Genomic DNA, 12,654 nt, shown 5'->3' on the forward strand with positions numbered 1-12,654 from the left:
GTCAGGCGGGTGATTTCCGATGCTCAGCATGGTGACGATCGGCTTCGCCGCCGAGTACACCCGCCGCTACACCACCGAGATCCTCGACCGCGCCGACCTCACGCCGATCGTGTCGGCGCTGCCGAGCAGCGGGACCGCGGCACTGCTCTGCGTCGAGCGCGACCCGAAAGCCTGCCACCGCTCGCTGATCGCCCAGCGGCTGACCGAGCAGCACCAGGTCACGATCGAGCACCTGTGCCCCATCACACCCCGTGAACCACTCCGGTCACCGCGCTAGAGGCGCCAGAGCAGGTCGGCGAGGGCGTCCAGGTCCGGCAGGTCGCGGAGACGCTCGGCCGGGAACTCCTCGAGCACGTCGAAGTCGTGCAGCAGGGTGAACGCGAGCATCGCGCGCGGCTCGAAACCCGCGGGCGGGCCGCCGTAGCCCTCCAGGAACGCCGACAGCAGGCCGGTGTCCGCCGCGAACAAGCCCAGGTGCAGGACCACCAGTTCGTAGCGCGGGTCCGCCACGGCGGCGTCGCCGAAGTCGATGATGCCGGTGATCTCGCCGCTCCCGTCGAGGAAGACGTGGTCGGCGTGCAGGTCACCGTGGACGAGCACGCGCTCGGCGCCCGGCAGGCTCTCCGGCGCGGGCAGGTACTCGTCCAGTTCGGCGCACAGCCGCTCGGGCAGGTGACCCCAGCGCCGGTGATCGGCCACGGCCGCGGCCCGGCGCTCGGCGAGCAGCGCGCGAAAACGCTTGTCGTCGCCGAAGATCGGCCCGTCGCGCAGCGGGGTGGCGTGCAAGGCGCGAATCACGCCGCCGAGTTGCTTGGCGAACCGCAGCCGAGCCTGTTCGTCCATTGTAGACAGAGCGGATCGGCACGGGGTGCCCGGAATCCGGTTGGTGATCAGGTACGGCCACCGCCAGCTGGGGCCGTCCGGATCGAGTTCGCCCGCCGCCACGACCCGGGGCATCGGCAGTCCGCGCCCCTCGGTCAGCGCGTAGAACTCCGACTCCGCGGCGTGGCTGTCCGGCCCGCACCACCGGTCGCCGAAGAACTTCACGACCAGACCGGTGTCGGTGAGCATGGTCGGATAGGTGCCCTTGGTGCCGGACACGATCCGCTCCGGGCGGGGCAGCCCGTGCGCGGCGAGCGCCCGGTGCGCGAACGGCGCCCAGTAGTCCGCCCGGTCCAGCAGCCGCACGTACCGCTCGTCGGAGTCGATGTCCGGGATCATCACCGGCTACGGCACGAACGCGGACAGCAGCAGCCAGGACACCACCGCGGAGGGCAACAGCGAATCGAGCCGGTCCATGAGCCCGCCGTGGCCGGGCAGCAGATTGCCCATGTCCTTGATGCCGAGGTCGCGTTTGATGAGCGATTCGACCAGGTCGCCGAGGGTCGCGGTGAGCACGATGGCCGCGCCGAAGAGCACGCCCTGCCAGGCGTGGCCCTCCAGCATCAGGCTCAGCGTCAGCGCACCGGCGACCACACCGGCGACGAGGGAGCCGCCGAATCCTTCCCAGGTCTTCTTGGGGCTGATCGAGGGCGCCATCGGATGCTTGCCCCGCAGGACACCGGCGACGTAACCGCCGGTGTCCGAGGCCACCACGACGATCATGAAGGTGAGGACCCGGCCGACCCCGTCGGGCGGGGTCACCAGCATGGCGGCGAACGAGGCGAAGAGCGGCAGGTAGGCGGCCGCGAACACGGACGCCCCGATGTCGCGCAGGTAGCCCGCGGCGCCGCCGGGGAGCCGCCACAGCAGGCACGCCAGCACGGTCAGTACGAACGCGGTGAGCGCGCCCTCCCGGCCGAACGGCCAGGCGAGCCAGATCATCGCCTGGCCACCGGCCAGAACCGGGATCAGCGCGATCCGGACGTCCGCCGCCCGGCGCAGCGCACCGGCGAGTTCGACGGTGCCGACCACCACCGCGGCGGCGATGATCACGATGAACAGCTGCCGCACGGTGAGCAGCGAAACCAGGATCGCCGCGCCGAGCACGACCCCGACCGCGATGGCCGCCGGCAGGTTGCGCCCTGCCCGGGAGGCCTTCTTGGCCGGGGCCGGAGAATCCACGGGTTCCGAAGACTCCGCGGCGTCCTCGCGTTCTTTGCTCACCTGGGCCATCAGACTTCGAGGAGCTCGGCTTCTTTGTGTTTCACCAGCTCGTCGACCTGGTGCACGTAGTTGTCGGTGAGGTGCTGGAGTTCCTTCTCCGCGCGCACGACATCGTCCTCACCGGCCTCGCCGTCCTTGGCGATGCGGTCGAGCTCCTCCTTGGCCTTGCGGCGAACGCTGCGGATGGAGACCCGGGCGTCCTCGCCCTTGCTCTTCGCGACCTTCACCATCTCCTTGCGCCGCTCCTCGGTGAGCTGCGGGATCACGATCCGGATGATGGTGCCGTCGTTGCTCGGGTTCACCCCGAGGTCCGAGTCGCGGATCGCCTTCTCGATCGCCGCGAGCTGGGTGGCGTCGTACGGCTTCACGACCGCCATCCGGGCTTCCGGGATGTTGACGCTCGCCAGCTGGTTCAGCGGGGTCGGCGCGCCGTAGTACTCGACGACGACTCGGGAGAACATGGCCGGGGTGGCCCGGCCGGTGCGCACCGACGACAGGTCCTCCTTGGCGACGGACACCGCTTTTTCCATCTTCTCCTCGGCATCGAGGAGGGTCTCGTCGATCACGGCTACTCCTTGTGTTGTTCCGCGCCGCTGATGGTATTGCCCGTTAAGGATCCCAGCAGGTCTAGACCGGCTGTCCGGCACCGGGGGTACTGACCAATGTGCCGATCCTCTCACCACCCACCGCGCGGGCGATGTTCCCCTCGGTGAGCAGATTGAACACGATGATCGGCATGTTGTTGTCCATGCACAGGCTGAACGCCGTGGCGTCGGCGACCCGGAGACCGCGCTCCAGCACCTCGCGGTGCGTGATCTCTTCGAACATCTTCGCGGTCGGGTCGCTCTTCGGGTCGGCGGTGTACACGCCGTCGACGGCCTTCGCCATGAGCACGGCCTCGCAGCCGATCTCCAGCGCACGCTGGGCGGCCGCGGTGTCGGTGGAGAAGTAGGGCATGCCGGTGCCGGCGCCGAAGATCACCACGCGGCCCTTCTCCAGGTGCCGCTCGGCGCGGCGCGGGATGTAGGGCTCGGCGACCTGACCCATGGTGATCGCGGTCTGCACGCGGGTGGGCACGCCTTCCTTCTCCAGGAAGTCCTGCAGGGCGAGCGAGTTCATCACGGTGCCGAGCATGGCCATGTAGTCGGCCCGGTCGCGGTCCATCCCGCGCTGCGAAAGCTCGGCACCGCGGAAATAGTTTCCGCCGCCGATGACCACCGCCATTTGCACGCCGGTGCGGACAACTTCCGCGATCTGCTGGGCGACCGAGTGCACCACGTCCGGATCAACGCCTACCGCGCCTCCGCCGAACATTTCGCCGCCCAATTTGAGCAGCACCCGGCGATAGCCGCCGGACCGCTCTGCATTCATGTCGCCCTCCGCGTGCTCCGGTACCGCTTTGTCCGATGCTGTTTCACACTTGTGCCCCGTCCCCGACGGCTTGCGGAGACGGGGCACAGGTGTGTGGTCCGAACTTACTGCTGTCCGACCTCGAAGCGGGCGAACCGGGTCACGGTTACGCCGGCCGCGTCAAGCAGGGCCTTCACCGTCTTCTTGTTGTCGGTCACCGACGGCTGCTCAAGGAGCACGTTGTCCTTGTAGTAGGCGTTGACCTTGCCCTCGACGATCTTGGGCAGCGCCTGCTCCGGCTTGCCCTCCTCGCGCGCGGTCTGGTCGGCGATCCGGCGCTCGTTCTCGACGATCTCGGCCGGGACCTCGTCGCGGGTCAGGTACTTCGCCTTGAGCGCGGCGACCTGCATCGCGGCGGCGCGGGCGGCGCTCGCGTCGTCACCGGTGTACTCGATGAGCACGCCGACGGCCGGCGGGAGACCGGCGCCGCGGCTGTGCAGGTAGGTCTCGGTGGTGCCCTCGAACGCGACCACGCGGCGCAGCTCGAGCTTCTCGCCGAGCTTCGCGGACAGCGCGTTGACCGCGTCGTCCACGGTCGCGCCGTCCAGCTCGGCGGCCTTGAGCTGCTCGACGTCGCTCGTCTTCAGGCCCTTCGCGACCTCGACGATCTTGTTGGCGAGCTCCACGAACGCGTCGTTCTTGGCGACGAAGTCGGTCTCCGAGTCGAGCTCGATCAGGACGCCGCCGTTGCCGGCGACGAGGCCTTCGGCGGTGGCGCGCTCGGCGCGCTTGCCGACGTCCTTGGCGCCCTTGATGCGCAGGTACTCAACGGCCTTGTCGAAGTCGCCGTCGTTCTCCTCCAGCGCCTTCTTGCAGTTCATCATGCCGGCGCCGGTGAGCTCGCGGAGGCGCTTGACGTCTGCCGCGGTGTAATTCGCCATCGTGCGTTTTCCGTTCCTTTTTCGGTACGCGCGGGTGTGGGTGGGTGGCTGGTGTTTCCCGTGTGGCCCGGGCGCGCCCGGGCCACACGGGAGAACGAGGGTCAGGAACCGGTGGTCTGTTCCTGCGGAGCCTCGGCGTTCGAGGCGGCCTGGTCCGCGTTCGCGGCGGCGGTGTCGGAACCGGCGAGCAGCTCCTTCTCCCACTCCGCCAGCGGCTCGTCGGAGGCGACGCCCGGCTCGGGCTTGTCCGCGCCCTCGGCCGCCGCGCCGTTACGACCGGAACGGGCCAGCAGGCCGGCCGCGGCCGCCTCGGCGACGACCTTGGTCAGCAGGGCGGCCGACCGGATCGCGTCGTCGTTGCCCGGGATCGGGTAGTCGACCTCGTCCGGGTCGCAGTTGGTGTCCAGGATCGCGACGATCGGGATGTTCAGCTTGCGCGCCTCACCGACCGCGATGTGCTCCTTCTTGGTGTCCACGATCCACACGGCGCTGGGCACCTTGGACATGTCGCGGATACCGCCGAGGGTCTTCTCCAGCTTGTCCTTTTCGCGAGTGAGCGTGAGGATCTCCCGCTTGGTCAGGCCCTGGAAGCCGCCGGTCTGCTCCTGCGCCTCGAGCTCCTTGAGGCGCTGCAGCCGCTTGTGCACGGTCTGGAAGTTGGTCAGCATGCCGCCGAGCCAGCGCTGGTTCACGAACGGCATGCCGACGCGCTGCGCCTCGGCCGCGATCGCTTCCTGCGCCTGCTTCTTGGTGCCGACGAACATGATGGAGCCGCCGTGCGCGACGGTTTCCTTGATGAACTCGAACGCACGGTCGATGTAGGTCAGCGTCTGCTGCAGGTCGATGATGTAGATGCCATTGCGCTCGGTGAAGATGTAGCGCTTCATCTTCGGGTTCCAGCGACGGGTCTGATGCCCGAAGTGCACGCCGGAATCGAGCAGCTGCTTCATGGTGACGACGGCCATGGCCGGATTCGCACCTCTTCTGTCTTGAGCATGCCGGGCATCCGCTCCGGCACGCATGTCGGTTTTGTCGCCGCCGGCCGGGTGGCCGGTAGCCCTGGTGCCGTGCCGGTGCCCGGACCCGCCCCTGTACAGCCGGTGAAGACTGAGCCGGAACGAGACCGCCGGGCGCCGCGCGCTCCGCTCGCCAGGTGGATGAAGCCCTGGCCAGCGCGGAACGAGCACGTGCACGCGAAGTCAGCCTGTGCTGGCACAAGCCGCGCAAATAGTGTACGCCGCCGGTGGAACACCCACCGCACCGGCAGCCCCAAATGCGGTTACTTGTCCACACCCACCCGCGTTATCCACAGATTTCGAACTCGGCCACCACACCCACGCCGAGCCCGCAATCCTGGCTACATGACCCCTATCGCCCTCATCAGCCGCAATGTTTCGCCCCGTCGCCGCGGTCGCCATCGACGGCCCAGCCGGTTCGGCCGGATGCCGGAGGTGCTGCTCATCCTGCTGTTTCTCGGCCTGCTCCTGGTGCCGTTGACGGCGCTCGCGCAGCCCGCGACCGCGCCCGCCGAGCCGGAACCGAGGTTCAGCTGGCCGCTGTCCCCGAGCCCACCGGTGACCAGGCCGTTCGAGCCCCCGGCCGGCCCGTACGCACCCGGTCACCGCGGGGTCGACCTCGGCGGCGCGCCGGGCCAGCAGGTGCTGGCGGCCGGGCCCGGCGTGGTGGTGTTCGCCGGGCTCCTCGCCGGCCGCGGCGTGGTGTCCGTCGATCACGACGGTGGCCTGCGCACCACCTACGAACCGGTGACCGCCCTGGTCGCCGCCGGTGACCAGGTGTACCGCGGCCAGCCGATCGGCGCCCTCGATCCCGGCCATCCCGAATGCCAGGTCACCGCGTGCCTGCACTGGGCCGTCCGCCGGGGCGAGGAGTACCTCAACCCGTTGAGCCTGATCCAGGTGGATTCCCGGATCCGTCTGAAACCCTGGAACGGGGGCGATGCCATGTCCCGGTAGCCCGTGGTTCCCGGAGTGCACCAGCGGGCGGGTCATCCGGCGTCACGAACCCACCGTGACCAGGCCCTGACCTGTCCCCAGCACCCGTCTGAGAACTCACCACGCGATCACGTCGACGGAGGCGCTCGTTGCCGAGTCAATCTCGCTTCCTGCTGCGGGACGCCTCGCCGCCGCGACCGTGTTCGGACGGCCTCACCGGCAAGAAGCACTCGCCCGCGGAGTTCTTCACTTGCCGAACGCCCCGGCGCGAACCCGCGTGGCTGTATCCGCGAAAAAGGCACCACTTCTCCGCGGATCTCAGCACTGCACCAGTGCCCCTGGCTATCGATGTCCGTGGACTACGACATCACTCGATGTGCTTCCTCGCTGGTGAGCACGGCCGCCGCTCGCCACACCTCCAGGTCGTTCGGCCCCGCTGCCGCACGGGCGCTCCACCTGGACCTGCGACGTCGCCGTCGACCCGCCCGCGGGGGCCGAGGAAGCCGCGCATCCCTAACGCCGCAGCCGGGCACCTCGCAGGCGATGTCGAAATTCGTCGACACCACGCGGTCAAGGACCACGGCGATGCCGCCATCCATGAGCAAGTGCCGTCGCCCCCGCGGACGGAACCATCCGCGGGCCACTCCGGCTCTCAGACGTTCCGCGCGGACTCGCCTCCGCCCAGGACCCTCGTCATCTCGGGAGGTGCAACACGACCTGTCTTAGCAGACCTGCCTCAACTTCAAGCATGGTGCTCGACTCGACCTGAGGCCACGCACGCCAAGCGGGGTGAAAAGCCGGGCGATCCCAAAGGCACCCAGCCCGCCGGGCAAACGTATGGCACTCGCATCCCAGGTGAAGCCGACCATAGGCGCCGGGCCTTCTCGGAGCCACCGTGTCGGACGTCCCGAGACTGAAGCGCCCGCTCAGGACACCGTGAACACTCACAGCTCCGGCTTGCCTGGTGGCCAGGGCTGCGGGAATCTCTCCAGCTGGACCTCGCCGATCGCCCACTCGCCCCATCAACCGCGATGGCGCAGCGGCGAGCCGCTCACGCGGGAACCACGACCTACCAGTCGTCTCGCACGAGCTACGAAGTGTCAGCGATGTCCTGAAACACAAGGCCCGGCCACCTTCAGCCTCGGGATGTCTGGCGCGGTTGGTCTGGCGGAACCTCACAGACCAACCGGTCGCCCACGTGGGGTACGTCCGCCATGCCTGGCCAAGCCGACTGGATGTCCCCGCGTTGGGCCGTCGCCTTACCCGGTTTGGCGCGCGCCCGAAACCAGGTCGAGCCGACCACCACGCTGGATGTCAGGCACCATGACACGGGACCTCGACCCACAAGTTCCCCGTAACGAGAACGCCACAGGTCGCGCTGGATACGGATGCGGGCGCTGGAGCCGCTAGACGCCTGCCTGTTCGACCAGTTTGGCCCGGAGGCGGAGCACTGCCCTGGTGTGCAGCTGGCTGACCCGGGACTCGGTCACGCCCAGCACCTTGCCGATCTCGGCGAGGGTGAGGCTCTCGAAGTAGTAGAGGCTCACCACGATCCGGTCACGCTCGGTGAGCTGCGCGATGGCCTCGGCGAGCTGGCGCCGGTTGTCCTGGTCGACCAGTACGGCCACCGGGTCGACCGCGTCGTCGTCGGGCAGGGTGTCGACCAGGGAACCGCTGTCCTTGCCCGCCGCGACCAGGTCCTCCAGGGCGACCACGCTGGTGAGCTGCAGCTGGCCGTAGAGGTCGCGGAGGTCGTCGACGGTGATGTCGAGTTCGGCGGCCAGTTCCGCGTCGGTCGGTGTGCGGTGCAAGCGGGCGCCGAGGCGTTCCAGCGCGCGTTCGGCTTCGCGGGCCCGGCTGCGTACGACCCGGGGCACCCAGTCCTGGGAACGCAGGTCGTCCAGGATCGCGCCCCGGATGCGCTGCATCGCGTAGGTCTCGAACCGCAGGCCGCGCTCGGGATCGAACTTCTCGATCGCGTCGACCAAGCCGAAGATGCCCGATTGCACCAGGTCACCGACGTCCACGTGGGTGGGCAGCCCGGTGCCCACCCGGCCGGCGACGTACTTGACCAGCGGCGCGTAGTGCAGCACCAGACGGTCCCGGATCCGCTGGTGCGGGGCGCGGGCGAACTGCTTCCACAAGGCCTGGATCCCGGCGTCCACGTCACCAGCGGGACCTCGCACCGGTGCCGTGGGCGCGACGGCCCCACCATCCGGGGGCTGGGCGTCCGCATGGTCGGTTGTCTCGCTCAGTTGCAGATCGGCGGTCACGGGATCGCCGTTCTCGGCAGCGGGGTCAGGGCTTTCTCCGGGCTTGTGCGAGGTCGATGGCACACGCGACACCCCGTTCGGGACGCTGCGCTCGGCGGCCTTCTGGGCGTGCGGCGGCGTGCGACGGCTAGCCGATTCTCCTCCGGCGTCATCGCGCACGCGGGTGGGTTCGGTCATGGATCGCCTTCAGCCGCTCGACGGTCACGTGAGTGTAGAGCTGCGTGGTGGCAAGCGTAGCGTGACCGAGTAGTTCCTGAACGCTGCGAAGGTCCGCTCCCCCCTCCAGTAGATGAGTTGCCGCCGAATGGCGCAATCCGTGCGGCCCCATGTCAGTAGCGCCGGGTACCGAACCGACGGCGTCATGGACCACCCGGCGTACCGTTCGCGGGTCCAGCCTGCCTCCACGAACACCGAGGAAGAGCGCCACACCAGCCGATTTGTCGACCTTGTTCGACGCTTTGGCGATCGCCGGACGGCCGGTGTCCAGCCAACCGCGCAGCGCCCGTTCGGCGGGTACCCCGAACGGGACCATCCGCTCCTTGCCGCCCTTGCCCAGAACCCGCACGACCCGCCGGGTGAAGTCGACGTCGTCGACATCGAGCCCGCACAGTTCGGACACCCGCACCCCGGTCGCGTAGAGCAGTTCGAGCACGGCGTGATCGCGCAGCGCCTCGGCGTCGCGTTCGGCCGCGCCCGCGCCGGAGGCACGCATCACCTCACCGGCCTGCTCCGGACGCAACACCCCCGGCAACGTGCGGTGCGAGCGCGGAGCCACCAGCCGCGCACCGGGGTCCCCGGAGAGCAATCCGCGCCGCCGTGCCCATGCCGTGAAGGTACGCGCCGCCGCGGCCCGCCGCGCGAGCGTCGTACGGCCGGCACCCGCGGCGTGCTGGGTGGCCAGCCAGGACCGCAACACCGCGACATCCAAACCGTCGAGCGCGGGACGCCGCTCGACCTCCTCACCGGAACCGTCTTCGCCGCCGGAATCCCCGGCGGGGACGCCGTGCAGGAAACCGAGCAACGAGACCACGTCACCCACGTACCCGCGCACGGTGTGCTCGGAAAGGCCACGTTCGAGCCGGAGGTGGCGCTCGTAATCGTCGAGTAGATCAGCGGCGGCGCTCGGCAACGCGTTCCGGACACGCCGCAGGTCGACGCGGCGCGAACCCCGTTGTGCCGACCCTGCCGCGGGACGCCGACCTTGCGCTGACGACATAGTCCTTCACGCTGCGCGAACCTCGGCCGATGGTCAAGCATCGCCACACCCAGATCGAGTGTCGGGCATCCCATCGCCCGCCCACGGCTCTTGCCGGTCCGGTCGCACGCGCCGCCATCCGGAGTCCACACGCTCGGCCAGCCCGTCGATTTCCAGCGCGGGCAACACCGCACGCACGCGTTCGAGCGGAACCCCGGACTCGGTCGCGATCCCTTCGGCCGACTTCCCCTTCCGGCGCCCGAGTGCCTCGTGCACCCGCAGCGCATCCGGGCCGAGACCATCAGTTGGTCGCCGCGGCCGGAACCGCGCCGACCGCTCAGCGCCGAGCTCCCCCGCCGTCTCCACCACGTCCTCGACCGAGGCCACCAGCGTCGCCCCGGCTTCACGGATCAACTCATGGCAGCCGACCGACATCGCCGAGCCCACCGGTCCGGGCACTGCCATCACCGTCTTGCCCAGTGCGCCCGCGGTACTGGCGGTGTTCCGGGCACCACTGCGCCGCCCCGCCTCGACGACCACGATCCCTGCACCCAACGCGGCGATCAGTCGGTTGCGAACCAGGAACCGATGACGCGCCGGTGGCGTGCCGGGCGGGTATTCGCTGATCACCAAGCCGTGCTCGGCGATCCGGTCGAGCAGCCCGACGTGCCCGGCGGGATACCCCACGTCCAAGCCGCAACCGAGCACCGCGACGGTGACCCCGCCACCCGCCAAAGCGCCACGATGAGCGGCCCCGTCGATGCCGTATGCGGCGCCGGAGAGCACCGGGACACCGCGGACCGCGAGCCCGTGAGCCAGTTCGGCCGCAGTGTGTTCACCGTAACCGGTCGCCGCCCTCGCCCCCACGACCGACACGGCACCCTCGACCGCCTCGTCCAGCCGTCGCCGACCACGCACCCACAGCCCGAGCGGCGACGCGACGCCCTGCACTCCCCGCCGACCGGCGACCTCCAGCGACAGCAACGGCCACGCCGGCCACTCGTCGTCCTCGGGAATGACCAGCCGCGCACCCAGCTGGTTCGCACCGGCCAGGTCCTGCTCGGCCAGATCCAGCTTCCGGCGCGCCTCGGTCTCGTCCCGCACCCGCGCGGGACAGTCGCCCTTGCGCACCAAATCCGCCGCGACCACCGCGCCGTGCTCGGCAACGAATGCCACCACCGCGTGCGCGGGCGGCTCCGCGACACGCAGCAGGTACGTCCGGGCGAACCGCACCCGTTCCGGCGAATCAGTTCGCGGACACGCGTTCCCGGCAGTCGCCGAACCCACCGTAGTCTCGCCCAACGGGCTGGTCATGCGGCCCTCCCAGCACCGGAACCGAAGGCAATCGCGACCCGCTTGGTGTCTGGCTGATCGACATCGACCGGAACCTTCAAGTGCCGGGCCATCCGCGAACCTGGCGGGCAAGGTCCGGCCCCGAGATTCGTTCGGGCGACAGGGCCGCATTCGGAGACGAATGACGCCCGCGCCGCCTGCCCCCCTTCAACCGGGCACAGGCGAGGACGATCGGGCTCGCGCGAGGGCAGGCTCGCGGCTGGGTCGGGCAGTGGGCTGATCAGCGCGGCCTTCCGATCATGGAGCTTGAAGGAGGTCGCGCGCAGGTGGTTGGACCATGAAGGGCGGGCAACCGGGCTGCGTTCGGGGACCAACGCTGCCACTGCGGTCGTGCCTAGGTTCAAGGCCCACGGCAGAACCGTCCGGGTCGATCGAACCCGCCCAGGAGTGCCTGGGCGAGGATGGCTGGGCTCACGCCATAGCGAACTCGCGGTGAGGTCGGCACCTGGACAGTCGGCATCGGCAGGAACACGGAAGCAATCGACCGCGGGCAACCACGACGAAAAGGTTTCGGCCCCCAAAAGACCACCACGGACCACGAGACTGGGTTCACGGACGAACCCCACTCGCGCCGCCGTGCCTAGCGCCACTGGCCACGGCAAATCCGCCCGGGCTGACCGAACTCGCCCGAAAGTGCGCGGGGAAAGGCGACCGGGCCCACGCAATAGCGAACTCGCGGAGGGGTCGCCGCCTGATTGGGCGGCATCAGTGCAGTAACCAACGCAATCGACTGTGGGCAACCACGACGAGAGGGCGCCGGTCCGCAAAAGGTCACTGCGGACGACGAGACTATGTGGACGGAGGAATGGCGCCTGGGCCATGGTGGCTGGCTTCGCCGCTTGAGGTTGGTGTGCCTGTCGCGGCCAACCTCGCTCATTACGGTTCGGACAGAGACGCCGAGCAGGCGGCGTTCCGAACGCACGGTTTGAAGGCGACCGCGACGTGGTCGATACCTGGACCGGTTCGCGTTGGCAAGGACACCACAGCAGTCGACCGCGGGGACTCTTGACGAGCAGGGTCCGGTCCACCAGAGCGGAGCGCGGATGACAAGGCTGCGTCTCGCGGACGAAGGGCACCCGAGCCCTGGTGGCTGACTTCGCCGCTTGAGGTTGGTGTGTCTGCCGCAGCCAACCTCGTTCAATGAGGTCCGGACAGAGACGCCGAGCAGGCGGCGTTCCGATCGCGCGGTTTGAAGGCGGCGGCGAGGTGGTCGGTGTCTGGACCGGTTGGTGTTGGCAGGGGCGCCACGGCAGTGGATCGTGGGGACTGGGGACGAGCGGGGTCCGGTCCACCAGAGCGGAACGCGGGCGATGAGGCTGCGCCTTGCGGACGAATGGTGCCTGGGGTCTGGTGGCTGGCTTCGCCGGGTGGGGTTGGTGTGCCTGCGACGGAGGTCTTCGTTCGGAAAGGTTCGGGCGGGGGCGGGTGGGTTCGTTCGGGGGTGGGGTCGCGGTGGGGGCGGCGGGGTGTGCGGTGGTCATGCG

11 protein-coding genes are annotated in these 12,654 nt (G+C 69.4%); 2 read left to right on the forward strand and 9 right to left on the reverse strand.

The features are described from left to right. The first annotated feature begins 19 nt into the window (after positions 1–19). Positions 20–277 carry a DUF488 family protein, N3 subclade gene (locus FXO23_RS42545; RefSeq protein WP_158893193.1) on the forward strand — a complete coding sequence of 86 codons (258 nt, stop codon included), beginning with the start codon at positions 20–22 and terminating at the stop codon, positions 275–277. Here FXO23_RS42545 and FXO23_RS42550 read toward each other — a convergent pair. From FXO23_RS42550 to rpsB, 6 genes are all read right to left on the reverse strand, one after another. Then, positions 274–1,221 carry a phosphotransferase family protein gene (locus FXO23_RS42550; protein WP_158893195.1) on the reverse strand — a complete coding sequence of 316 codons (948 nt, stop codon included), beginning with the start codon at positions 1,219–1,221 and terminating at the stop codon, positions 274–276. The genes FXO23_RS42545 and FXO23_RS42550 overlap by 4 nt on opposite strands. A gap of 6 nt (positions 1,222–1,227) precedes the next feature. Continuing rightward, positions 1,228–2,115, reverse strand: a complete 888-nt coding sequence (locus FXO23_RS42555; RefSeq protein WP_158893197.1) for a phosphatidate cytidylyltransferase — start codon at positions 2,113–2,115, stop codon at positions 1,228–1,230. Then, entirely contained in the window at positions 2,115–2,672 is a 558-nt protein-coding gene (gene frr, locus FXO23_RS42560; RefSeq protein WP_158893199.1) for a ribosome recycling factor, read from the reverse strand. Before frr ends, FXO23_RS42555 begins: the two co-directional genes overlap by 1 nt. 61 nt (positions 2,673–2,733) lie before the next feature. Then, positions 2,734–3,477 carry a UMP kinase gene (pyrH, locus tag FXO23_RS42565; protein ID WP_158893201.1) on the reverse strand — a complete coding sequence of 248 codons (744 nt, stop codon included), beginning with the start codon at positions 3,475–3,477 and terminating at the stop codon, positions 2,734–2,736. Positions 3,478–3,581: 104 nt separating this feature from the next. Beyond that, positions 3,582–4,397 carry a translation elongation factor Ts gene (gene tsf / locus FXO23_RS42570; RefSeq protein WP_158893203.1) on the reverse strand — a complete coding sequence of 272 codons (816 nt, stop codon included), beginning with the start codon at positions 4,395–4,397 and terminating at the stop codon, positions 3,582–3,584. 101 nt (positions 4,398–4,498) lie between these two features. Continuing rightward, positions 4,499–5,362 carry a 30S ribosomal protein S2 gene (gene rpsB / locus FXO23_RS42575; protein ID WP_158893223.1) on the reverse strand — a complete coding sequence of 288 codons (864 nt, stop codon included), beginning with the start codon at positions 5,360–5,362 and terminating at the stop codon, positions 4,499–4,501. A 396-nt stretch (positions 5,363–5,758) separates the two neighbouring features. On the opposite strand from rpsB, the gene FXO23_RS42580 reads away from it, so the two are divergent. Beyond that, on the forward strand, positions 5,759–6,370 hold the full coding sequence (locus tag FXO23_RS42580; RefSeq protein ID WP_158893205.1) for a murein hydrolase activator EnvC family protein: 612 nt from the start codon (positions 5,759–5,761) through the stop codon (positions 6,368–6,370). 1,385 nt (positions 6,371–7,755) lie between these two features. On the opposite strand, the gene FXO23_RS42585 is transcribed toward FXO23_RS42580, so the two are convergent. The 3 genes from FXO23_RS42585 to dprA are packed head-to-tail and all read right to left on the reverse strand — an operon-like array spanning position 7,756 to position 11,131. Continuing rightward, complete coding sequence (locus tag FXO23_RS42585; protein WP_158893207.1) at positions 7,756–8,799, reverse strand: FliA/WhiG family RNA polymerase sigma factor; 1,044 nt, start codon at positions 8,797–8,799, stop codon at positions 7,756–7,758. Then, positions 8,771–9,838 (reverse strand): tyrosine recombinase XerC, encoded by a 1,068-nt coding sequence (locus tag FXO23_RS42590; protein ID WP_179957038.1) that lies wholly within the window; start codon positions 9,836–9,838, stop codon positions 8,771–8,773. Before FXO23_RS42590 ends, FXO23_RS42585 begins: the two co-directional genes overlap by 29 nt. Before the next feature lie 33 nt (positions 9,839–9,871). After that, positions 9,872–11,131, reverse strand: coding sequence for a DNA-processing protein DprA (gene dprA / locus FXO23_RS42595; RefSeq protein WP_158893209.1), 1,260 nt, complete (start codon positions 11,129–11,131; stop codon positions 9,872–9,874). Positions 11,132–12,654: the final 1,523 nt, after the last annotated feature.

This window comes from Amycolatopsis anabasis, from assembly GCF_009765355.1.
In the GTDB taxonomy this organism is placed as follows: domain Bacteria; phylum Actinomycetota; class Actinomycetes; order Mycobacteriales; family Pseudonocardiaceae; genus Amycolatopsis; species Amycolatopsis anabasis.